Origin of the sequence: Sporosarcina soli (genome assembly GCF_042655805.1) — a bacterium.
Classification (GTDB): Bacteria; Bacillota; Bacilli; order Bacillales_A; family Planococcaceae; genus Sporosarcina; species Sporosarcina soli.
This window is the reverse complement of record NZ_JBHSNO010000005.1, coordinates 15,131-41,511: the sequence shown is the minus strand read 5'-3', so window position 1 is coordinate 41,511 and position 26,381 is coordinate 15,131. Positions and strand designations below refer to the sequence as shown.

The 26,381-nt window shown below is 41.2% G+C and carries 23 protein-coding genes; 17 read left to right on the top strand and 6 right to left on the bottom strand.

Annotated elements, in window-relative coordinates:
- Positions 1-249 precede the first annotated feature (249 nt).
- The 4 genes from ACFPRA_RS04515 (at position 250) to ACFPRA_RS04500 (ending at position 6,026) form a co-directional block, all read left to right on the top strand.
- The gene (locus ACFPRA_RS04515; protein ID WP_381431170.1) at positions 250-1,437 is read left to right on the top strand and encodes a tyramine oxidase subunit B; all 1,188 of its coding nucleotides are present in this window, start codon (positions 250-252) and stop codon (positions 1,435-1,437) included.
- A 230-nt stretch (positions 1,438-1,667) separates the two neighbouring features.
- Complete coding sequence (locus ACFPRA_RS04510; RefSeq protein ID WP_381431168.1) at positions 1,668-3,041, top strand: sodium/glutamate symporter; 1,374 nt, start codon at positions 1,668-1,670, stop codon at positions 3,039-3,041.
- Between the two features lie 24 nt (positions 3,042-3,065).
- On the top strand, positions 3,066-4,040 hold the full coding sequence (locus ACFPRA_RS04505) for a 2-hydroxyacid dehydrogenase (RefSeq protein ID WP_381431166.1): 975 nt from the start codon (positions 3,066-3,068) through the stop codon (positions 4,038-4,040).
- A 477-nt stretch (positions 4,041-4,517) separates the two neighbouring features.
- A complete protein-coding gene (locus ACFPRA_RS04500; protein ID WP_381431164.1) occupies positions 4,518-6,026 on the top strand; it encodes a malate:quinone oxidoreductase in 1,509 nt (502 codons plus the stop codon).
- Between the two features lie 558 nt (positions 6,027-6,584).
- Here the strand turns inward: ACFPRA_RS04500 and ACFPRA_RS04495 are convergent.
- On the bottom strand, positions 6,585-6,791 hold the full coding sequence (locus tag ACFPRA_RS04495) for a DUF5316 family protein (RefSeq protein ID WP_381431162.1): 207 nt from the start codon (positions 6,789-6,791) through the stop codon (positions 6,585-6,587).
- Positions 6,792-7,070: 279 nt separating this feature from the next.
- Between ACFPRA_RS04495 and ACFPRA_RS04490 the strand changes: the two genes are divergently transcribed.
- From ACFPRA_RS04490 to ACFPRA_RS04455, 8 genes are all read left to right on the top strand, one after another.
- Complete coding sequence (locus tag ACFPRA_RS04490; RefSeq protein WP_381431159.1) at positions 7,071-7,808, top strand: methionine ABC transporter ATP-binding protein; 738 nt, start codon at positions 7,071-7,073, stop codon at positions 7,806-7,808.
- Positions 7,808-8,470: a methionine ABC transporter permease gene (locus tag ACFPRA_RS04485; RefSeq protein ID WP_381431157.1), complete on the top strand. Its 663-nt coding sequence runs from the start codon at positions 7,808-7,810 to the stop codon at positions 8,468-8,470. The genes ACFPRA_RS04490 and ACFPRA_RS04485 overlap by 1 nt, the downstream gene beginning before the upstream one ends.
- Positions 8,471-8,486: 16 nt before the next feature.
- A complete protein-coding gene (locus ACFPRA_RS04480; protein WP_381431155.1) occupies positions 8,487-9,308 on the top strand; it encodes a MetQ/NlpA family ABC transporter substrate-binding protein in 822 nt (273 codons plus the stop codon).
- 454 nt (positions 9,309-9,762) lie between these two features.
- Complete coding sequence (locus ACFPRA_RS04475; protein ID WP_381431153.1) at positions 9,763-10,563, top strand: alpha/beta fold hydrolase; 801 nt, start codon at positions 9,763-9,765, stop codon at positions 10,561-10,563.
- Positions 10,564-10,758: 195 nt separating this feature from the next.
- On the top strand, positions 10,759-11,517 hold the full coding sequence (locus tag ACFPRA_RS04470) for a DeoR/GlpR family DNA-binding transcription regulator (protein ID WP_381431150.1): 759 nt from the start codon (positions 10,759-10,761) through the stop codon (positions 11,515-11,517).
- 8 nt (positions 11,518-11,525) lie between these two features.
- Positions 11,526-12,827 (top strand): four-carbon acid sugar kinase family protein, encoded by a 1,302-nt coding sequence (locus ACFPRA_RS04465; protein WP_381431148.1) that lies wholly within the window; start codon positions 11,526-11,528, stop codon positions 12,825-12,827.
- 2 nt (positions 12,828-12,829) lie between these two features.
- Positions 12,830-13,843: a 4-hydroxythreonine-4-phosphate dehydrogenase PdxA gene (gene pdxA / locus ACFPRA_RS04460; protein ID WP_381431146.1), complete on the top strand. Its 1,014-nt coding sequence runs from the start codon at positions 12,830-12,832 to the stop codon at positions 13,841-13,843.
- 73 nt (positions 13,844-13,916) lie between these two features.
- Positions 13,917-15,290 carry a GntP family permease gene (locus tag ACFPRA_RS04455; RefSeq protein ID WP_381431144.1) on the top strand — a complete coding sequence of 458 codons (1,374 nt, stop codon included), beginning with the start codon at positions 13,917-13,919 and terminating at the stop codon, positions 15,288-15,290.
- A gap of 314 nt (positions 15,291-15,604) precedes the next feature.
- Here ACFPRA_RS04455 and ACFPRA_RS04450 read toward each other — a convergent pair whose 3' ends face one another.
- From ACFPRA_RS04450 to ACFPRA_RS04430, 5 genes are read right to left on the bottom strand one after another with little or no spacing between them, the layout of a single operon-like run.
- Positions 15,605-16,327, bottom strand: a complete 723-nt coding sequence (locus tag ACFPRA_RS04450; RefSeq protein ID WP_381431142.1) for an amino acid ABC transporter ATP-binding protein — start codon at positions 16,325-16,327, stop codon at positions 15,605-15,607.
- A complete protein-coding gene (locus ACFPRA_RS04445; RefSeq protein ID WP_239388396.1) occupies positions 16,320-16,979 on the bottom strand; it encodes an amino acid ABC transporter permease in 660 nt (219 codons plus the stop codon). The genes ACFPRA_RS04450 and ACFPRA_RS04445 overlap by 8 nt, the downstream gene beginning before the upstream one ends.
- Positions 16,980-17,009: 30 nt before the next feature.
- The gene (locus tag ACFPRA_RS04440; protein ID WP_381431141.1) at positions 17,010-17,813 is read right to left on the bottom strand and encodes a transporter substrate-binding domain-containing protein; all 804 of its coding nucleotides are present in this window, start codon (positions 17,811-17,813) and stop codon (positions 17,010-17,012) included.
- A 56-nt stretch (positions 17,814-17,869) separates the two neighbouring features.
- Positions 17,870-19,174, bottom strand: a complete 1,305-nt coding sequence (locus tag ACFPRA_RS04435) for an aspartate aminotransferase family protein (protein WP_381434726.1) — start codon at positions 19,172-19,174, stop codon at positions 17,870-17,872.
- Between the two features lie 30 nt (positions 19,175-19,204).
- Complete coding sequence (locus ACFPRA_RS04430) at positions 19,205-20,569, bottom strand: sigma 54-interacting transcriptional regulator (protein ID WP_381431139.1); 1,365 nt, start codon at positions 20,567-20,569, stop codon at positions 19,205-19,207.
- 388 nt (positions 20,570-20,957) lie between these two features.
- Here ACFPRA_RS04430 and ACFPRA_RS04425 point away from each other — a divergent pair, with 388 nt between their 5' ends.
- From ACFPRA_RS04425 to ACFPRA_RS04405, 5 genes are all read left to right on the top strand, one after another.
- On the top strand, positions 20,958-21,557 hold the full coding sequence (locus ACFPRA_RS04425) for a hypothetical protein (protein ID WP_381431137.1): 600 nt from the start codon (positions 20,958-20,960) through the stop codon (positions 21,555-21,557).
- A gap of 153 nt (positions 21,558-21,710) precedes the next feature.
- The gene (locus tag ACFPRA_RS04420) at positions 21,711-22,418 is read left to right on the top strand and encodes a hypothetical protein (RefSeq protein WP_381431135.1); all 708 of its coding nucleotides are present in this window, start codon (positions 21,711-21,713) and stop codon (positions 22,416-22,418) included.
- 361 nt (positions 22,419-22,779) lie between these two features.
- Entirely contained in the window at positions 22,780-24,141 is a 1,362-nt protein-coding gene (locus ACFPRA_RS04415) for a sigma-54 interaction domain-containing protein (RefSeq protein ID WP_381431133.1), read from the top strand.
- Between the two features lie 213 nt (positions 24,142-24,354).
- The gene (locus ACFPRA_RS04410) at positions 24,355-25,227 is read left to right on the top strand and encodes a beta-keto acid cleavage family enzyme (protein ID WP_381431131.1); all 873 of its coding nucleotides are present in this window, start codon (positions 24,355-24,357) and stop codon (positions 25,225-25,227) included.
- Positions 25,228-25,274: 47 nt separating this feature from the next.
- Positions 25,275-26,243: a 3-hydroxyacyl-CoA dehydrogenase family protein gene (locus ACFPRA_RS04405; protein ID WP_381431129.1), complete on the top strand. Its 969-nt coding sequence runs from the start codon at positions 25,275-25,277 to the stop codon at positions 26,241-26,243.
- Positions 26,244-26,381 lie beyond the last annotated feature (138 nt).

Sequence of the window (26,381 nt, the reverse complement as noted above, 5' to 3'; positions counted from 1 at the left end):
TGTCGAGCCAAGCGGTCCATGATTTTTCATGGACCGCCATTTTTATGAACTATACATTTCACAGGTTCAAATAAAGTAAAGATGCAAGGGCAATTAGGTGGTTGTTTTCAAAAATCAGACTAATGAATAGAAACAGCGATTTTTTGAAAAAAAAGGCCGAGATATAGTTTTTGTTCCATTTTAGAATGGTAGTACATCATGAACTTCATCATAAATTTCATTAAAAAATTAAATAGTAGGGGTGTAAGTATGAATCAGAGTGTATTGACAGGAAAAGGGTTATTGGCGGATCAGGAAGAGGTAATGGATCAAAGTGTGAGATTAAGATTTTTGTCGGAACCTGACATGATAGAGGCTGGAGTATTGGACATGGAAGGCTGTCTTGAAGCTGTAGAAGATGCTTTTGAATTGCTTTCTAAAGGTGACTATTTAATGGGGGGACCTAGTGAAAATGATCATGGTCATCTTATTTGGTTCCCAAAAGAAAAAAGAGGAGAAAATATGCCTGTGGCGGGACCGGATAGAAGATTTTGCGCGATGATTGCCTATCTTGGAGGGGACTATAATCTATGCGGGCAAAAGTGGTATGGCTCTAATATTGCCAACCGTGATCGTGGTCTCCCACGTTCGATTCATTCCATTATTTTAAATGATGCTGATAATGTTAAGCCACTGGCCTTTATGTCAGGTAACCTTTTAAGCCAAATGAGAACAGGTGCCGTGCCAGGAGTTGCTTCTAAGTATCTTGCCAAAGAATCGGCAGAGACAGTTGGTATTATAGGGGCAGGAATGATTGGGAAAACGACTTTATTGGGAATTTCTACTGCTATACAAGGAATCAAGAAAGTATATGTTTATGATGCATATCGTTCTGCCTCTGAAAGTTTTGCAAAATACGCACAAGAGGAACTAGGACTTGAAACAGTCATAGTTGATAATGTTCATGAGGCAGTTGAAAATATCGACATCATTAACATTGCTGCTTCTGGTGAGGAATTACCAGCTATCGACACCTCTTTACTTAAAGAAGGGTCTTTGCTCTGCCTAACAGGAACGCCTAACTTTACTAGCGATGATTGGATTAAAGATGTTGAAATTTATGCCGATAACTGGAAATCGCATAAAGTGTTTATAGATGAGATGGATTACCCTAGAGAAGGCGTTAAGGAGGAAATTTTATCTTGGGCTCCATCAGCTCCAGTTATTAAGGCCTTACATGAGGGAAGGTTTACAGAAGATAAAATTAAAGATTTAGGTGATGTCGTAACTGGTAAAGTTTCAGGACGTACCAATCAGGACGATAAAATTATCTTTATCACTAATGGTTTGGCTGTTGAAGATGTAGCTTGGGGCAAAAAGATTCTCGATCGTGCAAATGAGAAAAATATCGGTCAAATTTTAAGTTTTTGGGATGATAAACAGTACTGGCTTAAATAAAAGTTCTCAATTTTTTACGGAAAATGTCAAGGCTGTCGCATCCTCCGGTGGACAAATGGTAACACCGTTGAAGGATGCGACGGGCATTTAAGGGGAATTTCGAATGGGATTATAAAATAAATGATGCTTGGTGCTAAATAAAACAACCTTTTATATGAGTTATATACTCCTTGCTTGCTATTCATTGATAAAAATATTGTAAACGTTTGCAATTGATTGGGGGAAAGAAAATGGAGTTCTTACCATGGACATTATTTACGGATTTGGGTTTGATTGCTCTCCTGCTCTTACTGGGTACCATCATACGAGCAAAGGTCAAATTGATTCAACGTATTTTTCTGCCGGCAAGCATTATAGCTGGTATATTGGGGCTAGCTCTTGGTCCGAACGGATTTAATATTATCCCTTTTTCCGGACAAATAGCGGCATATCCAGGAATACTGAATGCCATGATTTTCGGAGCCTTGCCTCTTATATCGCCAAAAGTGGAATGGAGGAAAATCTCAAATCGGGTCGGGAGAATGTGGTCCTATTCTCAAATCCCATTGTTATTTATGTGGGGGGCGGGGTTACTTTTCAGTTTAGTCCTACTCAATCCAATTTGGAATGACCTGCATGCTGGTTTTGGGCTAATCCTAGCCGCTGGTTTCGTTGGAGGACACGGCACGGCTGCGGCTATTGGGGATGCCTTTTCCCAATACGGATGGGAAGGAGCAACCTCTCTTGCAATGACTTCGGCAACGGTAGGGATATTAAGTGCTATCTTAATAGGATTGGTGTGGATCAAAAGAGGATCAATGAAAGGAGATACTAAATATCTCACGTCTTTCGATAAACTTCCGAAAGAGCTTAAAACGGGCTTAATACCTCAAAATTCTAGAAAAAAGACAGAAGTAGATACGGTCTCATCAATGTCTGTTGATCCATTAATATTTCATGCCTCATTGATAATTGGTATTGCATTTATAGCCTATTACCTCAGTGGGGTGGGAATGAGCATACTACCGAATATAGCAATTCCCATTTTTTCCGTCGCTTTTCTTATAGGATTGGCGGTTAGAAAAATATTATCGGTCACGAAGACAGAAGACTATTTTTCAAAAGATCTTATTGGCCGAATTAGTGGCGGAGCGGCAGATTTATTAGTTGCATTTGGAATCGCTTCCATCAGCTTACCAGTCGTCGTACAATATATAGTTCCGCTTTCTATTTTATTTGCTTTTGGTTTATTCATCGCATGGTTTCAATTTTTTGTTCTATCACCACGATTTTTCCAGGAGCATTGGTTTGAAAGAGGAATATTTACATGGGGCTGGACAACTGGGGCTGTAGCAATGGGTATTGCTCTATTAAGAATTGTTGATCCCGATTTAAAAAGTAATACATTAGATGACTTTGGATTAGCATTTATCGCGATTGCTCCAGTAGAATTAATGATCATAACCCTCGCACCAATAATGGTCGTTAATTCACAGTCATGGCTTTTTATCACGTTAACCTTAGGGTTCACTTTTATAATTATGATCATTGCGATGAGAAACGGTTGGTTCCGCCTGCAGCTGAACGCAAAAATAACTAAAGGTGCACATGAGGTTAGCAAATGATTTAGAGTGGGGAACGATGAAGCCATGAAAAAAAAGATTATCGCTTATGTGCGTTTAGAAAAACCGGTATTGGAAGAACTTCAAAAAGACTATGATGTCCGTTTATTTAAAAATATTGATCCTCATAAGGATCCGGAATTTCTTAGTTTTTTACAGGAAGCGGAAGGGATTATCGGAATAAGATTCCCAGCTGTCCGTGAATTGCTTGATAAGGCTCCCAATTTAAAAATCATCAGTAATGTATCTGTAGGGTACAATAACTTGGATATTGAAGAATTGACGAAACGAAACATCATGGCAACGAATATGCCCGGTGTGTTAACCGATACAGTAGCTGATATGGCAATGGGGCTGATGCTTTCCACCGCAAGAAGAATGCCTGAATTGGATCAATATGTGAAAACAGGCTACTGGACAGAGTCTCTTCCCAATGAATACTTTGGTACGGATGTCCACCATAAAACACTTGGAATTATTGGGATGGGGCGGATTGGTCTGGCGATTGCACAACGGGCTCACTTCGGTTTCAACATGGATATTATGTATCATAGCCGCACACCAAAACCTGATGCAGAAGAGCGCTTTCATGCAACTTACCTGAGCTTGGAAAACCTTCTTAAGCAATCTGATTTTGTTTGTCTTATTACCCCGTTAACGAAGGAAACAAAAGGCATAATCGGCAAGAAGGAGTTTCAATTAATGAAACCATCCGCAATCTTTATAAATGTCTCCCGTGGAAGTACAGTTGTAGAAAGGGATTTAATCGAAGCACTAAAAAATAGGGAGATTGCAGCTGCAGGTTTGGATGTCTTTATAGAGGAACCAGTAAATCCTAATAATGAGCTTTTAAAACTGAAGAATGTAGTCACATTGCCGCATATCGGCTCATTCACCCATGAAACCGAATTAAAAATGGCCGAATTAGCAGCTGAAAATTTAAAAGCGGGTTTACATGGAGAAAGACCTGCAAATCTAATCAATCATGAAATTTGCAAATAAATAAAAGCAGTTCGTATAGCCGAATTGAAAACAAGGGAAAAGCTAGTATTAGAAAGAAATAAATACATTTTGTGTTATATTGTAGATCGGTCTGATTAAGAATGCTTTATCAAAAAAATAACAAGTGAAGGTGCCAGGTATGTCTACATGCCTGGCACCTTCATTGTTATAGTCAACTTACTTGGACAGGGTGTACAAAAATTCCTGTGAAAGGATTAGGGGATTCATCCTGAAGTATATAGGAAAGTGGCTCGGGACTTGGATTGGACTGGTATCTCAAATTGCACATAATCTTCTCCTTCACGCCTAAATTTACATGATCTAAACGAAGAAATAATAATCTATAGATAATTTTGTTATAATACGATAAGATAAGTATTGATACAGAAAAGGTGATATTTTGTCACTTCTTGTCATTTGTTCTGAAGAAGGGGTGCGTATCCTTTCTGCAAAGTTAAGAGTAGAAGGATGGTAAGTATGACTAATAGTGTAAAACGAACAGATGTTATTTTAATTGGTGCGGGTATCATGAGCGCGACCTTGGGGACGATGCTAAAGGAATTGGCGCCTGATTGGAACATTAAGGTATTTGAGAAGCTTGCAAATGCAGGGGAGGAGAGCTCCAACGAATGGAATAATGCGGGAACGGGGCATGCAGCACTGTGTGAACTAAACTACACAAGCGAAAAAGCGGACGGAACCGTGGATATAAGCAAGGCGATTAATGTGAATGAACAGTTTCAGGTTTCCATGCAATTTTGGTCGTATCTTGTGAATAACCATTTATTACATAATCCTGAAGACTTTATTATGCCGCTGCCTCATATGAGTTTTGTTCGGGGCGAACAGAACGTAGCATTTTTGAAAAGACGCTTTGAAACGATGACAAACAATCCGTTGTTTCAAGGGATGGAATTTTCCGATGATCCGCAAAAACTAAAGGACTGGATTCCCGTCATGATGAACGACCGTCAGTCGACTGAACCGATTGCAGCGACAAAGATCGATTCAGGAACTGATGTGAACTTCGGTGCTTTGACACGCATGCTTTTTGATCACTTGAAACGTCAAAACGTGGAGATCCATTACAATCATAGTGTCGATGATCTGAAACGGACAAGCGATGGTGCTTGGGAAGTGAAAGTGAAGAATGATGCCGCTGGTAGAATTGAAACACATACTGCCAAATTCGTCTTTATCGGTGGCGGTGGCGGAAGCTTACATCTGCTACAAAAATCAGGGATTCCTGAAGGGAAGCATATCGGAGGATTTCCGATCAGCGGTCTCTTCATGGTATGTAAAAATCCGGATGTGGTGGAGAAACACCATGCGAAAGTATACGGAAAAGCTGCTGTCGGTGCTCCTCCGATGTCTGTACCACATTTGGACACGCGTTTTATCGAAGGAAAAAAATCATTGTTATTTGGACCGTTTGCTGGATTCTCGCCAAAGTTCCTGAAAACAGGTTCCATGATGGATCTGCTCGCTTCTGTGAAACCGGATAATCTGACAACTTTGCTAGCGGCAGGTGCTAAAAATCTTCCATTGACATCGTATTTGATCCAGCAAGTGATGTTGTCGAAAGAAAAACGGATGGAAGAATTACGCGAATTTATCCCAAATGCTAAAAGTGAAGATTGGGATTTAGTCGTAGCCGGTCAGCGTGTGCAAGTCATTAAAGATACAGAAGCCGGTGGAAAAGGGACATTGCAATTCGGGACAGAAGTTGTAAGCGCTGCAGATGGGTCGGTTGCCGCGTTACTGGGAGCTTCTCCGGGAGCTTCGACTGCGGTGCACGTAATGCTTGAAGTGATCGACAAATGTTTCCCGCAGCACGTGGGAGAATGGGAATCGAAATTGAAGGAAATGATCCCTTCTTTCGGAAAGTCACTGGTTGAAAATCCGGAACTCTTGCAAGAAATTCATAAGTCGACTGCGGAGTCACTCGGTTTAAATGAGAACGCGCAAGTGCTTAGTGAAGCCTAAGATTGAAATAGAACTGCTTAACAAAAAACGCCAGTTTCGAGGATCTTCTCGGAACTGGCGTTTTTGCATGACAAACGAAAAAAGCATGATCCCTCATGATGAACCATGCTTTTTCCTTTCCCCTTCACACTTTAAAAGGGGTGCACTCGGAAAATTTGATTGTTCGTTAATGCTCAAAACTGTTCTTCCTGACGATCATTTCATAACGCCCGCCAGTGCAGTTTGAGTGGGCTGAGCTGCTGTGCCATTTCGGTCAAGGCCGTCACAGACATTCGTCTGCAATCTGCTCCTTGTGCAGTCAGTCTTCAAGATGCACTTCCACAAAAAATTGAACCCTTACTGCTTGGTTACCGCATCGTGGTCGGAACCTGTAGACTACTAGTTCCTGACGAGTGTACCTATCGTCAGCAAAGCAAATTTTCCGCCAAGGCTGTGCAAATCATCATCAGAATCACCTGTAGGTAGCTCGTCTACAAGGTTCATCTTCTGGTAGTTCCGCCTTGTAATCTATGTCTACCCGTAGACAATGAAGGTTAAACCACTTTGTTTAAAAAGATTTTATAAAAAATAGAGGAATGCCAAAATCGCGAAGGAAATGAATGCGATAAAACCTGAAATGAGCCTTATTTTTGTTCTAAAGTGATAATGTTCAGCTGTTTCGGAATGAAAATTACTTCTTTGTTGTTGCCCAGTCGTAAATGCACCGATAAAAATACCTGAAACAACGAAACTGATTACCCCGACAATAAGAAAAAAATTAAGCATTTTGCACTCTCCTTCCTTGGATATCAATATATATTATACATGGCCAACTGCTGACACTTCTAATTTTTATACGTTACCTATAAGGGAGAGTTTCATTACTCAGAAAATAGATATGCTATCTCGTCTATTATATAGGATTTTCAACATTTCTTTTGTTAATCGTTGCGTTACTTTTTTATACAAGATTTAGAAGTGCTGAATAGTAGTAAAAAAGACTATTCCATTTTCCTGATTTACTTTTAGTGGTATAGTATTGAATGAGGAAAAGGAGGAATTGGAGTGATAGAGCTCAGAGAAGTGGAGAAAAGTTTCCAAGATGTAAGAGCCGTTCATCCTTTATCATTGACGATTACCAAAGGTCAAATTCATGGGATTGTAGGGACAAGTGGTGCCGGGAAATCGACGTTAATCCGTATGATGAATCTTTTGGAAAAGCCGGATAAAGGATCTGTTCGGGTTGGAGATAAAATACTGACGAGTTTATCTGAGCAAGCGTTACGCAAGGCGCGGCAAAGCATCGGGATGGTTTTTCAGCAGTTTCAGTTAGTGCTGAATCGAACGGTTGCTGAAAATGTCGCGATGCCGCTCGAATTAGTGGGGCTACCGAAAAAAGAACGTAAGAAAAGAGTGTCGGAATGTTTGCAATTTGTCGGGCTATTGGATAAAGAACGTGCGTATCCATCACAATTGAGTGGCGGCCAAAAGCAGCGGGTCGCTATTGCGCGTGCTTTAGCGAATAATCCGTCTGTCTTATTATGTGATGAACCGACATCTTCCCTTGATCCGAAAACGACAATCGAAGTGTTACAAGTCCTTCTACATATCCAAAAAACTTTAGATGTAACGATTGTCATCGTGACACATGAGATGGATGTGGTGAAAAGCATTTGCGATCATGTCTCCATTATGAAAGACGGGAAACTGATCGATAGCTTTCCAATACAGCCACAAGGGATCCAGGTGAATGAAGATCATTACATTGAAGATTTAAGAAAAATTGCGGTGGTGCACACATAATGGAAAAAATCATCGCCTATCAATCAGAAATTTGGATGGCAATCGGTCAAACATTTACCATGGTCGGTATCTCCATACTTGCCGCTGTTTTAGTCGGTTTGCCACTTGGTACGTATCTATATTTAAGCCGCAGTGGAAATTTGTATGAAAATAAAGTCCTATTTACAATTCTTGATACATTAGTCAATATCATACGCTCGTTTCCGTTTCTGCTGCTTGTTGTCTTTTTAATCCCATTTACGCGATGGGTAGTTGGCACAGCAATTGGTACAATCGCTGCCACTGTCCCTTTGTCGATTATTTCAATCGCTTATTATGCCCGCTTAGTTGAACAATCATTATTGGATGTTCCGAAAGGGATTACAGAAGCTGCCATCGCCATGGGGGCGACAAAAAACCAGATCATTTTCAAGTTTCTTTATCGCGAAGCACGGTCGGGGCTTGTGTTCGGATTGACGACAGCGACAATCAGTTTCATCTCTTACTCGACGGTAATGGGAATTGTAGGGGGTGGCGGCGTTGGCGATTTTGCCATCCGCTACGGCTACCAACGATTTGAAACAGAACTTATGACTTTCACAATTATTATGATGATCATTCTTGTCCAAGCGATTCAAGTAACAGGCACAGCTATTTCGAAACGTTTAGATAAAAGATCTTAAAAAAGGAGTAAAAGATATGAAAAAAATACTGACAGTTTTACTAGTTTCCATGCTGGCTATCATCGTTTCAGCATGTGGCAAAGAGAAGGCGGAAACACCGGATACGACTGGAAAACAAGAAGTTACGAAAATAAAAGTGGCATCTTTAATTCCTCCGATGACAGATATGCTGGAAATTGTCAAACCTTTATTAGCAGAAGAAGGCATTGATATGGAAATTGTCATTCTTTCGGATAATGTCCAGCCTAATAGTGCATTAGCCGCGAAAGAAGTGGATGCGAATTTCTTCCAACATCCTCCTTATATGGAACAGTTCAATGAAGCAAATGGCGCTGAGCTCGTTGCCGTTCAGCCGGTTTACCATGCGATTTTAGGAGCATATTCCAACCGCTATCAAAGCGTGGAAGAGCTGCCGGAAGGGGCAAAAGTGGCTGTTCCAAATGACGCGTCCAACCTTGCCCGCGCGTTGGAGTTACTGGAAAAAGGTGGCCTCATTACGTTAAAAGAAGGTGCCGGACTGGAAGCGACTCAAAAAGATATTATCGATAATCCAAAGAATCTTGAAATCATTGAAGTCGATCTCTTGATGCTCGCTCGTTCCATTGATGATGTGGACATGGTAACGATGCTGCCTGCATATGCAAAACCACTTGGCTTAACACCGGTAAATGATTCGCTGATCGATGAAGGCGAATCGGCATTCCCGATTTCACTTGTTGCACGCAAGGATAACGCTGATTCCGAAGCGATTCAAAAATTGGCAAAACATTTGTCAGGTCCGGAAATTCGCGCGTTTTTAGAAGAAAATTTTGCGGATATTTCTTTCCCTGCATTTTAATCATTAACCACACTAAGACCGTTTCCTTTATAAGAGGAGATGGTCTTTTTGACGTTATATTGAAGAAATTGATGTTTTGTCCATCGGTTTAATGGGCAGGATAACATGAAGAAAGCATGTAAGTTGCAAATGGTATCCTTTTTCTCCCTAATAAACCGGTGGAAAGTGAACGAAACGCTGCTGAAATTCATATAGTAAAGAAAGCCTTTACATATTTGATTGACTGCGCCGCCAGCATGGGAAAATTGCGAAGCAATACCGTAAGCAACAAGGATGCGTGTTGTGTTGTCATAGACGGTGTTCCTCTGAAATATCCGATTGGAGCAGGGGAGAACAGAATCGGCGGAAGTTGAAATGTACGAATTTGATTCGAATTGGACATTCATTGGTACAGAATTGAAGTGAATGACTTCCGCGGAGTGATCAAGTATGGAACCTAATGGAGGTATCGCATATGCATTATGTGGATATTGGCCAAGGCGACCCGCTCGTTTTCATTCATGGATTGGGCAGTATCAAGGAGTCATGGCAGTACCAATATGAGCTGGCTGCACATTATCGACTCATCATACCCGATTTGCGTGGGCATGGGGAGTCCGAAGAGGACCAGACGATTTCGATCGCTCAATTTGCGGAAGATGTGTGCGCTTTGCTAGACACATTGGAGATCCGGCAAGCCCATTTCTGCGGGCTTTCGATGGGCGGGCTTGTTGTACAGGAAATTTATCGTCAACAACCGGATCGGGTGCAATCCATCATCTTATCGAACACTTTTTCATACACCCCTTACTTGTTCGGCTATCTTTCCTTGAAAGAACGAATGAGAAATCTCCAGTTGCTCACGCTTGATGAATATATAACATTGACGGCGACAAGATGCCTATACGAAAAAACACCGGAGCTCATTCAAGAAGCGAAAAGCATGTTCGTCATCAGATCGGAACCTTATATTGCCTCTTCCCAATCGGCTATTCAATCCAATTATTTACCGATGTTGCCATTCGTCAAAGTGCCGACTTTACTGATCGGCAGTCTGTATGACGAAGTCATTCCGCTTTATAGTATTTATCAAACGAAATGGTTCATGCCGCAAGCGGAAGTGATCATTTTCGATAAATGCGGCCATTTACCCAATTTGGAACGAAAAGAAAAGTACAATGAAATCCTGTTTAATTTCATAGAGGAAAGTAAACGAAAGAAGAGGACGTGTATGCATACCGTCCTGAATTCATTCAATGCAAGGACTGTTAAATAATGACGTCAACAGCATGATCCTACCGTGTAGGATCGTGCTTTTTTTATGGCTAACTATTATTTTAGAATACTAAAAATCGGATAGGTTTGATAATTTAGAACAAAACTATTGACTAATTTGTTTGTAAGTAACATAATAATGTTTGAAACGAACATTATGACAAACTAATTACAAGTTATAAGGTGGTTATTTGTGATGTTGCCCCGGGAACGGAAGGAGCATATTCTTCAACTTTTAGATATGCATGGGAAGATTGACATTGTTGATATGTCAAACGAGTTGTCTGTAACGCCAATGACAATCCGTCGAGACTTGGATGCATTAGAGAAGGAAAGAAAACTTATACGGACACATGGGGGAGCCGTGCTACCTCAGGCGCTCATCCATGAGCAATCTTATGAGTCGAAGTCAGGTCAAGCGGTAGAACAGAAAAAACTCATCGCGTTGGAAGCCAGTTCATTGATTAAAGAAAATATGACGATTCTCCTTGATTCCGGTACGACAACATTGGAAATAGCGAAAATTTTAAAGCATCGGGAGAATCTAACGGTCATTACCAACGACATTAAAATTGCTGTGGAACTTATGAATAGTAAACTTGACACAATTGTTGTTGGGGGACGTCTTCAAAATGACATCGGTGCATTGTATGGCTCATTGACTGAATTAACACTCAGTGAGATGCATGTCGATATATTCTTTCTTGGTGCCCATGCCGTACATCCAACAATCGGTGTGACAACGCCTACATTGGAAAAAGCTGCAGTGAAAAAAGCCATGATAAACGCAGCTGAAAAAACTTTTCTAGTTGCCGATTCATCCAAATTCAATCGAAAAGCGTTTTCGAAAGTGTGCGAGTTGACAAGCATTACCAAAATGATTACAGATCAACAGATTTCGCCAGAATTAGTAGATGAATACGCACAATATACGGAACTCATCATAGCGAAGTAGGTGTCAATATGAAGATAGGAATCATTGCAGACGATATTACAGGAGCTAATGCTACAGGCGTACTACTCTCGAAAGTTGGTTTTGTAAGCGCTACAGTCGTTTTCGGAGGGAAAGTCCCGAATTCGGATCAGTTTACGTCCATTAGTGTTGACACAGATAGCCGGTATGTCGAGCCGGAAATGGCGAAAGCACGGGTGGAGGATGCCTATCGGCAATTGAAAGGATGGGGCGCCGACGTCGTTACAAAACGGATAGATAGTACGATTCGTGGAAATTTGGGTTCGGAAACAGACGCCATATTAGAGGCGATCGGTCCTGACAGTATCGCGGTAGTGGTCGCATCTTATCCCGATTCCGGACGCGTCACTTCCGGGGGGTATTTATTAGTGGAGGGCGTGCCTGTCCAAGAGACGGATGTTGCAAAAGATCCGATGAATCCAATCAGCAACTCGTATGTGCCGGACATTGTGGCGGAACAAAGTAAGTATTCGATCGGCCATATCGGTTTGGGTATCGTCTTGAAAGGGACAGCATGTATCCAGCCCGCGATGGAGCGGTTAATCGCTGAAGGCAAGCGAATTATCGTCGTCGATGCCGTCACGAACGAAGAGATCGAACATATTGCAGAATCGATGGTCGCAATCGGCGGAAAGTCATTTATTCCGGTAGACCCGGGACCACTTTCTGCGGCGTATGGCCGTTTGATCGCTAGCCAAGATGTCAAGGAAAGCAAGTGGATTCTCACCATTGGTAGTGTAACCCCGATAACGGGGCGGCAAATTCATTATTTAGTCGATAAAACAAACGCAAAACCGATTTATGTGAACGCTCAAGCGTTAGCTTCGATGACGACCTCATGGGATCGTGAGGTGAAACGGGCGACTGAAGAAGCGCTTCGCAAATTGGAAACGGAAGAGTTACTCATTATTACAACGCATTCCCCGACCGCGAAAGTCCTTCCTTTGTCGGAAATCGCAAAAGGTGAAGGGACGACAAGGGAGGAACTGGCGAAGCGAATTACGGTGGGGCTTGCGAACATCACCCATAATGTCGTCCTCCATAGTGAGAGAAAGATCAATGGGACATACTCAAGTGGAGGGGATGTGACAGCCGCATTATGCGCGGTCAGTCAAGCAGAAGCCATCCATTTGAAAGATGAAGTGATGCCGCGTGCGGCATATGGAAAATTCATCGGTGGCACATTCGATGGAATTCCAGTTGTGACAAAAGGTGGAACGGTTGGGGAAAAGCAATCGATTTATACATGTGTCAATTATTTAAAATCAAATAATCATGAAGGAAGTGTTTGAACATGACAACAGTTCGAGAAATTATTGCAATCCCAATGGGTGACGCGGCAGGAATCGGCCCGGAAATTACAGTGAAATCGTTGGCGAAAAAAGAACTTTACGAACTATGTAAACCGCTTGTTGTAGGAGATGCCAATATTATTCGCAAAGCGATCGAGGTAACGGGTGTGAATTTGAATGTCAATGTTATTAATGCACCAGCGGAAGGGGCTTACGAATACGGCACAATCGACTTGTTGGATTTAGCGAATATCGATATGGAAGCGTTCGAGCCTGGTCAAGTTTCGGCTTCAAATGGTCAAGCCTCATTTGCCTACATTAAACGTTCAGTTGAATTGGCAATGGCTGATGAAGTGAAGGCTCTTGCGACAACACCAATTAACAAAGAATCCTTGAAAGCTGGAAATGTACCTTATATCGGGCATACAGAAATGCTGGAAGACTTAGGCGGCACTCCGGACCCGCTTACGATGTTCCAAGTAAATGGGATGCGTATTTTCTTCTTAACTCGTCATGTATCCGTTGCGGAAGCGATCACGCAAATGACGAAAGAACGTGTACATGATTACTTAATTCGTTGTGACAAAGCGCTTCAACGTCTCGGCGTTGAAAATCGTAAATTGGCCGTTGCAGGTCTGAACCCGCACGCAGGTGAGGGCGGCCTATTTGGGAATGAAGAAGTGGTGGAAATCAAACCGGGTGTGGAAGCAGCAAAAGCGGATGGCATTGATGCATATGGGCCGGTTCCGGCGGACTCCGTTTTCTTCCAAGCATTGAATGGAAAATACGATGCTGTTCTTTCCCTTTACCATGACCAAGGTCATATTGCAGCAAAAATGACGGATTTCCACCGTACCATCTCCATTACAAATGGACTTCCATTCCTTCGTACATCTGTTGACCACGGTACAGCATTTGACATTGCATGGAAAAATATCGCATCAGAAGTTAGCATGTATGAATGTATTAAACTTGCAGCTGAGTATGCACCAAAATTCACAAGAGAATCACTCTAAGTCCATTGGATGATAGGGGGGAGAGAATACCTCCCCTCGATTCATCGTTCTAAATTGAAAGGGGTTACAGGGGATGTCACATGAGACACAAATTATTTTAGGGCTGATAATTGGCGTTATTTTACTAGTATTCCTTGTTGTAAAAACGAAAATTCATGTATTTTTAGCACTGATTATAGCGGCTGCAGTCACGGGGTTGATCGGCGGGATGACACCTAAAAGTGTATCAGACGCTGTCATCAGTGGGTTTGGTAGTACATTAGGTTCAATTGGTATCATTATTGGGTTTGGGGTTATGATGGGCCGCCTTTTGGAAGTATCCGGGGCTGCGGAAAGATTGGCCTATGCATTGATTCGTGCGATTGGTAGAAAGAAAGAGGAATGGGCAATGGCGCTTGCAGGCTATATCGTTGCGATTCCGATCTTTGTAGATTCAACATTCATCATTTTAACGCCGCTTATTAAATCGGTTGCTAGAAAAACAGGAAAATCAGTTGTCGCTCTTGGGATTCCATTGGCGATTGGGGCAGCTGCAACGCACCATGCGGTTCCACCGACTCCAGGTCCGCTCGGCGTTGCCGGAATATTCAATGTAGACGTTGGGCAAATGATCATTTACGGTTTGATTTTTGCGATTCCGATAATGCTTGTCGGTGTGTTTTACGGAAAGTGGCTCGGGAAGAGAATTCACCAAATTCCGACAGAGGATGGAACAGATTTTTTCCGTCCTGACAAAGATTTCACGTTCGAAGATTTTGTGGAGCTTTCAAAGGAAAGAGATAAAGAGCTTCCTTCTTTATTCCGTTCCATTTTGCCAATTGCGTTACCGATTGTCTTGATCTTTTTGAATACAACACTTTCTGCAATGGAACTTACAGGTGGTTTGTACGATTATATTATCTTCCTAGGACAACCGGTTATTGCAGTAGGACTAGCCGTAATTGCCGCAATCTATGCGCTAGCTGGTCGCATGAAACGTGAAGATACATTGAGCCGTATGGAAGAAGGTATGAATAGCGCTGGTGTTATTTTGCTTATTACGGGTGCTGGTGGAGCATTCGGTTATGTGCTTCGTGAAAGTGGTGCAGGTAATTATATCGCAGAACTTGTGGCGACATTACCACTTCCGGCTGTTTTGATTCCATTCATCGTAGCTTCCCTTGTACGTCTAATTCAAGGTAGTGGAACCGTTGCAATGATCACAGCGGCATCCATTTCAGCACCTATTCTGATGAACTTGCCAGATGTCAATATGACGCTCGCTGCGCAGGCGGCTGCACTTGGGGCAATGGTATTCTCTTACTATAGTGATACACTGTTTTGGGTCGTCAACCGTTCACTAGGGATCAAAGATGCAAAAGAACAACTCCTCGTCTGGTCTGTACCGACGACATTGGCATGGGCTACATCACTAATTATGATTATTATCACGGATTTGATTGTCTGAATAAAAAGCGTTGATCCATCACAGGGTCAACGCTTTTTTCTTGTTGCGAGAGTACGCTTGGGGAGATGAACAGAATTTAGGAACTGATTGATGGTGAAGTGAAATTGTGGGACGACGAAGGAAGACTGTTTAACAGGATTCCTGAACTTTCCGATAGCTCGTTCTAATTGTTATCCGTCTATCCAACTATGCGACAAGATTTCTGGATTGTCCGCGAGGGTCCTATAGCTGTCTTACAGCCAGAGCAGAGCGATTTAATGGTTAAATCTAAAAAGCCAACACCCGAAATAAAATGGAATGTTGGCTTTTTAGATTTATAATATTTTCTCCAAAAAATCTTTTGCGCGTTGGCTTTTCGGGGAGGAAAAGAATTCGGCAGGGGGAGCGTCTTCGACGAGTTTTCCGCCGTCTAAAAATAGGACGCGATCTGCGACTTCCCGGGCAAAGCCCATTTCGTGGGTGACGATGGCCATCGTCATGCCGGATTTTGCGAGTGATTTGATAACTTCCAGTACTTCTTTTACCATTTCAGGGTCCAGTGCGGAAGTTGGCTCATCGAATAGCATCATTTCCGGGGACATTGCTAATGCCCGTGCGATGGCGACCCGTTGTTTTTGACCCCCTGATAGCCGTTTAGGGGAAGCTTGTTCTTTGTCGGCCAATCCTACTTTTTTCAATAGTTCCCGTCCGATGTCTTCGGCTTCTTTTTTGGCCATCCCTTTGACAGTGATCGGTGCATATGTAATATTATCCAACACTGTTTTATGGGGGAAGAGATTGAACGACTGGAACACCATTCCGACTCGTTCACGCACTTTGGAAATATCGGTTTTCGGGTTTGTCACTTCTTGTTCTCCGACCCAAATTTGTCCGCTTGTCGGTGTTTCAAGCAAGTTGATACAGCGAAGAAACGTCGATTTCCCGGAACCGGAAGGACCGATGATGGCGATCGTTTCTCCTTTGTTCATCGTTGTCGAAATGCCTTTCAATACTTCGGTTTTGCCGAAAGATTTATGGAGGTCTTGGATTTTAATCACTTCTACTCATCCTCTTTTCAATCAGTTTTCCGAGCATCGTCAGCACAACGACCATAATATAATACACAAATCCTGCAAAGATCAATGATTCAAAATAACGGTAAGTGTTGCCTCCGACGATATAAGATCTGCGCATAATGTCCATGATCCCGATAACGGTAACAATCGCCGATTCTTTCGTCAGGGTGATAAATTCATTGACCAAAGCTGGCAATATGTTTTTCACAGCTTGCGGTAAAATGATGTCTTTCATCATTTTGCCATAGGGGATGCCTAGCGCCATTGACGCTTCTAGTTGACCTCGATCGACGGCTAAAATACCAGCACGGATAATTTCGGAAATATAAGCACCGGAATTGAGGCCGAATGCCAAAATGGCTGCGATATACGCTTCGACTTGGATGCCGAACAGTTGGGGAACCCCATAATAGATCAATAATAACTGCAAAATTAACGGTGTTCCACGGAAAATGGATGTGTAGATATCCGCTAACCAAGCGAGTGCCTTCACTTTGCCGATTTTACAAATTGCTAATAATGTACCTAGAAAAAAACCGATGAGGGCTGCGATGCCGACGATTTTTAAAGTGACCCCGATTCCTTGTAAAATATAAGGAATCGAGGAGGTAATTTGGGTAAAGTCCAAGCTCATAAGTCTTAACCCTCTCTCTACAGATTAAAATTATTGGTTAAACCATTTTGTGATCAATTCGTCCACTTTCCCTGAATCTTTTAGTTCTTTTAATGCTTTGTTGAATTCAGGTGTAAGCTCGCTATCTTTTTGGAATGCGATGGACAGCTGCAATTTATGCTCTTCCGGCAATTCAAAATAAGCAAGGTCTTCATTGGCAGATAAGTAGCCCATGGAAACAGCGTTTTGTAGGACGACTGCATCTAAGTGACCTGATTTGATCTCCTGGATCAGATCAGGTACACGATCCCGTGATTCAACGGAATAGCCATACTGATCTTGCAAGGCTGTTGCACTTTTTTCTTGGATCGTTGCTGTTTGTGCACCAACTTTTTTGCCTTTTAAATCTTCAGCTGATTTGAAGCTGCTGTCCTTTTTGAAGAGGACGTAGTTTGTTGCTGTGAAATACGGTTCTGTAAAATCAACGACTTGCTTCCGTTTTTCGTCGTCACCGTCCATCCCTGCAATGACGAAATCGATACTTTTCGCTTGAAGTGCCGGAATCAATCCGTTGAAATCCATGTCTTGAATGTCTAATTCATAACCAAGCTCATCTGCAATCATTTTCGCCAAGTCAATGTCAAATCCGATGATTTCATCACTTTTCGCTGTGTCTACATATTCGAAAGGCGGATAATCCGCGGACGTTCCTACTTTCAGCACTTTTTTCGCATCTGCTCCTGATGAGTTGTCAGTGTTTGCATTGTCACCATTCGTTTCGTTTTTCGCGCCACATGCCGCCAATACACTCATCACAAGGACGAGTAGGAGGGCAATTCCTGACCATTTTTTCATAATGTTTCGCTCCTATTCATGTCGTTTTTATTGTCAATAGTGAAGTGCAAGAGCATTCATCTATTTCCAAACTCTTGCAATGCTTCATCCAAATACGTTAAACCTTCATCAATTTGTTCTTTCGTGATCGTTAGCGGTGGAATCATCCGGATCACTTCACCGGAATTCCCGCAAAGATAGAACAAGACGCCTTTTTCCAAACAGAGGTCGAGCACTTCCATAACGGCGTTGCCGTCCGCTTCGCCTGTTTCAGGATTCCAAAGCTCAATACCGAGCATGAGGCCGACACCGCGGATATCTTTGATGACCGGATGTTTTGCTTTCAACTCAAGCAGGCGTTCTTTCGCATAAGAACCCATCGCTGTTGCATTGTCCAATAATTTTTCTTCTTTCATTACTTCAAGTGAAGCGAGGGCAGCGGAGCAGGCGATTGGATTTCCTCCAAATGTCGTCCCATGTGCACCGAGCGGCCATTGGTCCATCAGTTCTTTCGAAGCAACCGTGGCACTCAGTGGCAGTCCTGCGGCAATTCCTTTTGCAATGGCCATAATATCCGGTTTGACATCGAATGTTTGCGCAGCAAACCAATTGCCCGTACGTCCGAAACCGGTTTGAACTTCATCAAAAATGAGTAAAATGCCGTGACGGTCACAAATTTCGCGGATCTTTTTTAACCACGCTTTTGGCGGAATGATATAGCCGCCTTCACCGAGGACTGGCTCGATAATCATACAAGCGACTTCTTCCGGATCTACTTGATGGTTGAACAATTTCTTGGCATCCTGTTCCAGTTTCTCAGGGAAGAAGACTTCCGGATCTGCCCCTTCTGGAAGATATTCCGGTAACGCGTAGGGGAGTTGATAAGCAAGCCAAGAAGGCTGTAAATGTTTACGGTATTTGCTTTTTGACGTCGTCACGCTTAATGCGCCCATGGAACGTCCGTGGAAACAGCCGGTAAATGACACGACATAAGGACGCTTCGTCGCATATTTTGCCAGTTTAAGAGCGCCTTCGATGGCCTCTGTTCCACTATTTGCAAAAAAGAAATTGTCGAGTCCGGACGGCAAAACTTTTTGCAGTTCAGCTGCCAGTTTTAAAATGGATTCATAAATGATGACGCCGGAAGGCCCATGGATCAGATGGTCCGCACTGTCTTTGATCGCTTGGACGACTTTCGGGTGGCGATGACCAACGTTTTCGACCGCAATACCTGACGTGTAATCCAAATAGCGCTTGCCATCGACACCGTAGTAATAACAACCTTCCGCTTTGACGACGGGGAGGTTCGGGTGATCTTTCGCCATGCTCGGTGCAAGGAAGTTGCCGATATGATCCACCATGTGATGCCATTCTTGTTGCATGTCTACTTTTTGTTGCATTTTACATTTCTCCTATTCAAGTTCGGAATATTTTTTCAGCTTGCGCACGACGGAAGGTTGACTGATGCCAAGCACTTTGGCAATTTCTGTCGTCGTCCGATACCGCTGCTGTGCATTTCTTAATACTTTCATCTCCACTGATTCCAAAATATGTGGAAGCGATTGACCTTCGAGCTGGAGCATCGATAAGTCATCCTCGGTATCTTGGCGATATTCTGGCGGCAAGTCATGGATCGTAATGATGGTCGATGTGCTTTGGACAACAAGCCGTTCCATCACATGGACCAGTTCACCATGATTGCCAGGCCATTTCATTTGCAACAAATACATATAGACATCGTCCGCTAATTGCTTCACTGTCCGATAGTGGGCTGAAAACTTCTCCAAATACGTGGAGATCAGCGCACGAACATCCTCTTTCCGCTCACGCAATGGATGCAAATGGATCGGTACAATATGAAGTAAATAGTAGAGATCTTGATGAAACGTCCCGTTGGTAACCGCTTCTGCCAATGGCGTTTCGGAAGAACTGATCAGTCTCACGTCGAGCGGAAGCGCGCTTTCCGCACCGGAAGGCGTATACTTGCGTTCTTTTAAAACATGTGTCAGTTTTCCTTGTAAATGGAGGGGGAGCTTGTCTATCCCTTTTAAGTAAAGCGTGCCTCTATGGGCTAACGTCACCAAACCGGTTTCTTTTTGTTCGAACGTACCGCCGAACAGCTCGCGCTCCACCATCGCTTCCGGCAATGTTTCCAAGTCGATTTCGATGAAAGGGCCCTCTTTCCGCAAGCTTTCCTTATGGATGACTTTCGCCATCGTCGACTTTCCGGTTCCTTGCTCACCGTAAAGAATGACGGACACATCGAGAGTCGCTGCATTGCGTGCCGTTTCGTAAGCGACCCGTGTCGATCGGCTTTCCATCGTCAAGCCATCGATCGTCAGCTTTTCTTTGCGCAACAAGGAAAGTTCATCTTTTGCTAATAGCATTTCCTGTTCCAATTCTTTCATGTACTCTTGAATGACCAACAGTTCCGATACTTCATACGAATAACTGAGGACATATTCGACCTCTCCAGCCTCATTGAAAAAAGGCATCCCCGTAATCAACACTTTTTGACCGGTTGTCGTCGTTTGGATGACAACCACTTTCTTTTTCTGCTGAATCACGAGTGGCGTAATCGCCGGTGAAAAAATACCCTTTTTCTCCAATTCATAAACCGATTTCCCGAGAAGCTCCCCAGCTTGGATGCCGTAATGTCTGCCGCTAATATGAGAGGCTTTTACAATCATGCCGGCTTGATTGGTCAGGATAATATCCTCTTCATAGGAATCGATCACTTCTTCTTTCGAATTCGGATGTAAGAACAAACCAGTCATTGGATCACCTTTTCCAAAACGATGCTATTCAGAAACGAATAATTATTTTAATTTAAATAAAACATACTATGTTATCAGAAGATTAGCAACATAATTTTGTGTTTCTTGAAAGTTCACTTGCTGAATCAGTGATATTGATGAGTATAACATGCATATTCATGCATGTATAGGTATTTATATGTGAATAATAATGAATATTTAAAAGACGGAAAATTAGGTATTTATTATGAGGAGGTTGAATGATAGTGTTTCATCTTCCGAAATAGACTGCACTTAGTTATAATATACAATGTTGGATAATAACAAATATTCAAAAAAGAGGCTAGGGTGAAAAAATACTCGTTAACTAAGTAACAAAAATTCCGTTTAGGAAAGGGAGAAAAAGATGTTGAAAAGCTTTTTATTGACTGGGATTGCACTAAGTGTCTTCTCATTAGTTGGTTGTAGTGAAGAGCAAAACGAAAAACTAGCTGAACCTCAAAGTTTGGTAGAGGAAGTTGAAATGGATATAAATGAATTGGAATCATTGCAAACGCAAAATCAATTTTTAAACGAACAAAATCAGCATTTAGTTACATCCATTAAGCAAATGATTGGTCACTTATCGGAAGAAGAAATGTTGGAATTTTCCCGAAATCAGTTTGTATACGAGTTACAGGTTAATGGGGAAGCGATTCCTAAAAACGGCCAAGTAACGATTTCAGCGGGGGACGTTGAAATATTATTAGCTGAAAAGGGCTTGGGGTATGATTTTTTACCAGACGAATGGTTAGAAAAAGGAAAGATTAGTGGAAACTATATTGACCATTTGTTAAATTTCGATTCTACAAATTGGACGCAAATTGGGACCGACGGAACTGTTAACACAGCACAAGGTTTTCAATCAGCAGATGTAAGAGCAGGTCAACATTATTCTTTTAATATTACAGACGAACTAAAAGAACGATTGAAAATGGACGTAACTCTAATACAAATCGAGGTAAATTAAATTCGCCAGTGTCATCATTTAGCACCAGATTGTTACGGAATGGTGAGAAAAGCATTTGGCATTCAATGAACAGATTCTTGCATTGGGTAAGACAAAGTTTTACGTAACGAAAGGCCCTGCATTTTCGTCTTATGGAGAAAGGGGGCGTTGTCTTTGAAGAAAAGACGTATGTTTATGGTTGTTTTTATTTTGCTTTTGTTAACAGGCTGCCGGTCAACACCATTTGACGGTCATAGTGTAATTGATTGGGTTGATTTTATTCAGTGGGACGGAAAAGAATACAATGGCATTCATTCTGGGGTTTTAGCCGACAAACAATATATAGGTGAAAAGATGGGTACGGTTGGATTTAGAGTAGCAGACAACGTAACAAATCCAAGCTATAAGATCAGAAATGGTGATGCAGCTTTCCATGAGAAGGGGACTGAGCTTTTTAGCATTAAGGATCATCCTCATTTGATTGCTGTGAAGGATACCCACTCCATAAATGGATATAAAGTATACTTTTCACGCGAAGATACTGAATATCTTTGGCATTTTAAAGATATGCCGATCGATAAAGTCAAGAGGATTGAGATCTACAAGGCTAACCCGCCAGAAGCGGATCAACTCATTTCTGAGTTGGCAACGAAGGAGGAAGTTGACAGCTTCCTTCAACTATTAGTAAATAGTGAAGAAGATCCTGATTTCTGGCCTAACACAGAACGGGGAGATCCTCTCTTTTATACAATGATTTTTTACACAGAAGGTCCGATTGCATACAAATATAACATGCAGTTTGATGGAGAAACCTATTATTGGCATCCTTGGGATACTTCTATTTTATCGGATGATATCAAAAGGTTTATTGGTGGAAACTAAATAGTTATTACAGAGCACCACCCATCACACCGTTCAAAAAATCAGGAATGGTGCGATGGGTGGTGCAGTTTTTGTTCAGGCAATGGTATGGTTATCAATTGCTAAACCTTACGTTCACGCACAGCTTGAACACCTTCACTCATTTGGTTTCTTTCTTTTCATGTGGAGAAACATAATGTGAAACTCGGGACATTAAAGAGCAATAGCGTGGTAAAATTAATATTGATTATACTGAGAGTTTGGAAAATTGGAGTGGGACAAGGTGTTTTTGCAAATTATGTTGGAAGCATTTTAGAATAGACCACTTGATTCTATGATTAGGACGGAGATGAAATTTGATTGAAAAGGAGTGTATGTTGAATTGGACGAAGTAATTGAAGCTGTCGATTATAAAAAAATTTGTGATGAATTATATGATGGAATTTATATCTCTGATGAAGAAGGAAAGACCTTATATGTCAACAAATCTTATAGCCGAATAACTGGATTGGCACCAGACTTGGTTTTAAATAAGTATGTGAGTGATCTCATGAAGGAAGGTTTATATAAAAACGCAATCACACCTGACATTATTAAAACAAAAAAACCAATTAATGCGATGGCGGAAATCCGCACAGGGGTAAAAGTATTAATTTCCGGATCACCTATTTTAGATCATGAGGGAAATTTAAAAAAAGTTGTTGTTATTAATCGCGATATGTCAGATTTATTGGATATGCAAGAAAAGCTTGCCGCATCACAAAATGAAATTGAACACTTGAGGAAATTGCAGATAACTAATAATTTGATCGGTAAAAGTGATGAAATTCAACCTGTTATTCGAATGATTCACCAAGTAGCTAATTTGGATGTAACCGTACTTCTAACGGGAGAAACGGGGGTTGGAAAAGAGGTTATAGCAAATGAAATTTATATGAATAGCGATAAACATGGCAAACCTTTTATAAAAGTCAATTGTGCAGCGATCCCTGCCAGCCTATTAGAAGCGGAATTGTTTGGCTACGAAGCCGGCTCCTTCACCGGAGCATCCAGTAAAGGGAAAATCGGTATGTTCGAGTTGGCTGATAAGGGCACCTTACTTTTGGATGAGATTGGGGAAATGCCCCTTGAATTACAATCAAAACTTCTAAGAATCATCCAAGAAAAAGAGGTTACCCGTGTTGGCGGAACGAAATCGATTAAATTTGATGTGAGGATTCTTGCTGCAACAAATTGTGATTTATATGATCTAGTGAAAAAGGGGAAATTCAGGGAAGACTTATATTACAGATTAAATGTATTTCCTATACATATCCCTCCCCTGAGACATCGATCTACAGATATTGAATTATTAGCGAAACATTATTTGGACATTTATAACACAAAGTATGGAAAACAAATTGTATTTGATTGTGAAGTGTATGAGGTGTTCAAAACGTATAAATGGCCAGGAAACATAAGAGAGCTACAAAACATTGTTGAGCGGTTAGTGATAACATCAGAAAAACATAAAAAAATTAGCGCGGAATTCTCCAGAAACATATTGAATATGGAGCCGGAAAATACAGAAGCATCAACTGGAGAACTCAGTCTTAAAGAGATTATCGAAAAAGTAGAAAGAAAAGTAATAGAAAAGGCATTAAAAGATTATGGCAGCACAAGAAAAGCGGCTGCTGTTTTAAAAATTAGCCAGTCATCTGTGGTGAAAAAAGCAAAAAAATTAGAAATTCGTATAAGTGATTAAAAAAGGAATCGAAACTGATTCCTTTTTTAATCGCCAACGAACCTCGACAATGAACAAATGATTGCAATCTTAATTAAAAAATCGATGAAATATTTCATCGCTTTAATTTTAACGAAGAAAAAAAGCCTTTACTATTGCGTTTTTCTAATCGGCACACAAATTGCATTATTTAAAAGTGGATAACCAATTATAGAGAATGCGAGGGATAGAGCGATGGAAAAGTTAATCATTACAGTAGCACCAACAGGAGCGCAAACTACTAGGGAACATACACCACATGTGCCATTATCTCCAAAAGAGATTGCAGATTCAGTTTATGAATCGTGGAAAGAAGGGGCAGCTATTGCCCATATTCATGTGAGAGATTATAAAGGAAATAACACACTTGATTTAGACACGTATAAAGAAGTAATCGATCGAGTTCAAGATAAATGTGATATTATTCTAAACTTAACAACTGCAGGAGGATTAGAGAATGACGAGGAAGCAAGATTAAAAGTTTGCGAACTAAACCCCGAAATGGCCTCATTTGATGCGGGTACTATGAACTTTGGACAAGACGTTTTCCATAATACACCTCTATTTTTGGAGAACCTGGCTGCTGTTACAAAGGAACGCCAAATAAAGCCGGAAATCGAGATTTTTGATGTCGGAATGATCGATAATGCTTTAAGAATTGCGAAAAAAGGTTTATTGGAAGAACCGTACCATTTTCAATTTGTATTAGGTGTCCAAGGGGGGATGGCGGCGACCCCTAAAAATTTAATGTTTTTAGTGGATAGCATTCCAAAGGGATCAACTTGGTCAGCAATAGGGGCAAGTAAAGACCAGCTAACCATTAATACGCTGAGTATACTGTTAGGCGGCCATGTTCGGGTGGGAATGGAAGATAGTGTGTACTATCGAAAAGGAGAGTTAGCGACTACTAATGCTCAATTTGTGAAAAGGATAGTAGAGTTATCTACTATATTAGGAAGGGAAATTGCGACTCCTGATGAGGCAAGGAAAATTTTGGGGCTGGTTAGAACAAATGAGAAAAAGAACTCAGAGAGTATAGCCATTTCTAATAGATCAATGGAATTTTAATAATAGAGAGCGCTATCATCCATAAAGATAAGAAAGTAGGATGAAACATGATAAAAAAGATAGCTGTATTAGGTGCAGGAACAATGGGGCAAAGCATAGCAGAAAATTTTGCGATTTATGGATATGATGTGAATCTTTACGATGTTGATGAAAATAGACTCAGAAATGTTGAAAATGAAATTAAAACTGATTTGGAATTACTTGCCGAAGAAGGATATTTAGACTGTAGTGTAATTACAGAAGCGATGAACAATATTCATTATTGTTCTGACATAAAAAAAGCAGCTGTAGATCGTGATTTTATTACGGAATCGATCCCTGAAGTACTGGAGCTAAAACAAGAAACGTTTAAATTATTAGATGATATTTGCCCAGAACAAACAATTTTCACTAGTAACACTTCCAGTCTTGCATTAAACGATATGATGGCCTTAGTTAGTGAAAATAGAAAAAAACGCATGATGATTACGCACTATTATAATCCTGCGCATATTATGCCGATTGTTGAACTCTCGTATTTTGGTAATATGCCTGAAGAAGTTTATCAAGAAGTTGAAAGTTTATTTAAATCTATAAAAAAGCAGTATATAAAAGTTTTAAAAGATGTACCCGGACTAGTAGCTAATCGTATTCAGCAGGGGATCGCAAGAGAGGTATTTTCGATTATTGAACAAGGAATCGCTGAACCACAAGATGTTGATAAAGCATTAATGTTTGGACCTGCATTTCGTTATGCTACTACTGGTCAACTAGAAGTAGCCGATATGGGTGGCCTTGATATTTGGAGTGTGGTAGGGGATAACCTATTAAAAGTTATAGATAATCGTACAGAAGCTAATCCTTTGCTAAAAGAAAAGGTGAAGGAAGGTAAGTTAGGAGTTAAAAGCGGAGAAGGTTTCTTCAAGTATAAACCGGAAACGCTTGTCCAAACAAGAAATGACTTCAATAAACGTTTGATTCATCAATTGAAGGTTTCACAAAATTATATAAAAAAAGAACCTCTTTCCACTCAATAAGATTTTGGATTAAACTCTGATTTTCTATACGTCCTGAGGAATATTACGACATTAGCAATTTCGATTTATGGAAATGGTTGTGTATGGATAAAAAAAGAACTATTCATAAATTTTTTGCTCGTACGGATGAAATAACAC

What these genes read in the sequence shown, in the direction of transcription:
- ACFPRA_RS04515 (WP_381431170.1), top strand. Translation starts at nt 250, where the DNA reads ATGAATCAGAGTGTATTGACAGGAAAAGGGTTATTGGCGGATCAGGAA.
- ACFPRA_RS04510 (WP_381431168.1), top strand. Translation starts at nt 1,668, where the DNA reads ATGGAGTTCTTACCATGGACATTATTTACGGATTTGGGTTTGATTGCT.
- ACFPRA_RS04505 (WP_381431166.1), top strand. Translation starts at nt 3,066, where the DNA reads ATGAAAAAAAAGATTATCGCTTATGTGCGTTTAGAAAAACCGGTATTG.
- ACFPRA_RS04500 (WP_381431164.1), top strand. Translation starts at nt 4,518, where the DNA reads ATGACTAATAGTGTAAAACGAACAGATGTTATTTTAATTGGTGCGGGT.
- ACFPRA_RS04495 (WP_381431162.1), bottom strand. Translation starts at nt 6,791, where the DNA reads ATGCTTAATTTTTTTCTTATTGTCGGGGTAATCAGTTTCGTTGTTTCA.
- ACFPRA_RS04485 (WP_381431157.1), top strand. Translation starts at nt 7,808, where the DNA reads ATGGAAAAAATCATCGCCTATCAATCAGAAATTTGGATGGCAATCGGT.
- ACFPRA_RS04480 (WP_381431155.1), top strand. Translation starts at nt 8,487, where the DNA reads ATGAAAAAAATACTGACAGTTTTACTAGTTTCCATGCTGGCTATCATC.
- ACFPRA_RS04475 (WP_381431153.1), top strand. Translation starts at nt 9,763, where the DNA reads ATGCATTATGTGGATATTGGCCAAGGCGACCCGCTCGTTTTCATTCAT.
- ACFPRA_RS04470 (WP_381431150.1), top strand. Translation starts at nt 10,759, where the DNA reads ATGTTGCCCCGGGAACGGAAGGAGCATATTCTTCAACTTTTAGATATG.
- ACFPRA_RS04465 (WP_381431148.1), top strand. Translation starts at nt 11,526, where the DNA reads ATGAAGATAGGAATCATTGCAGACGATATTACAGGAGCTAATGCTACA.
- pdxA (WP_381431146.1), top strand. Translation starts at nt 12,830, where the DNA reads ATGACAACAGTTCGAGAAATTATTGCAATCCCAATGGGTGACGCGGCA.
- ACFPRA_RS04455 (WP_381431144.1), top strand. Translation starts at nt 13,917, where the DNA reads ATGTCACATGAGACACAAATTATTTTAGGGCTGATAATTGGCGTTATT.
- ACFPRA_RS04445 (WP_239388396.1), bottom strand. Translation starts at nt 16,979, where the DNA reads ATGAGCTTGGACTTTACCCAAATTACCTCCTCGATTCCTTATATTTTA.
- ACFPRA_RS04440 (WP_381431141.1), bottom strand. Translation starts at nt 17,813, where the DNA reads ATGAAAAAATGGTCAGGAATTGCCCTCCTACTCGTCCTTGTGATGAGT.
- ACFPRA_RS04435 (WP_381434726.1), bottom strand. Translation starts at nt 19,174, where the DNA reads ATGCAACAAGAATGGCATCACATGGTGGATCATATCGGCAACTTCCTT.
- ACFPRA_RS04430 (WP_381431139.1), bottom strand. Translation starts at nt 20,569, where the DNA reads ATGACTGGTTTGTTCTTACATCCGAATTCGAAAGAAGAAGTGATCGAT.
- ACFPRA_RS04410 (WP_381431131.1), top strand. Translation starts at nt 24,355, where the DNA reads ATGGAAAAGTTAATCATTACAGTAGCACCAACAGGAGCGCAAACTACT.
- ACFPRA_RS04405 (WP_381431129.1), top strand. Translation starts at nt 25,275, where the DNA reads ATGATAAAAAAGATAGCTGTATTAGGTGCAGGAACAATGGGGCAAAGC.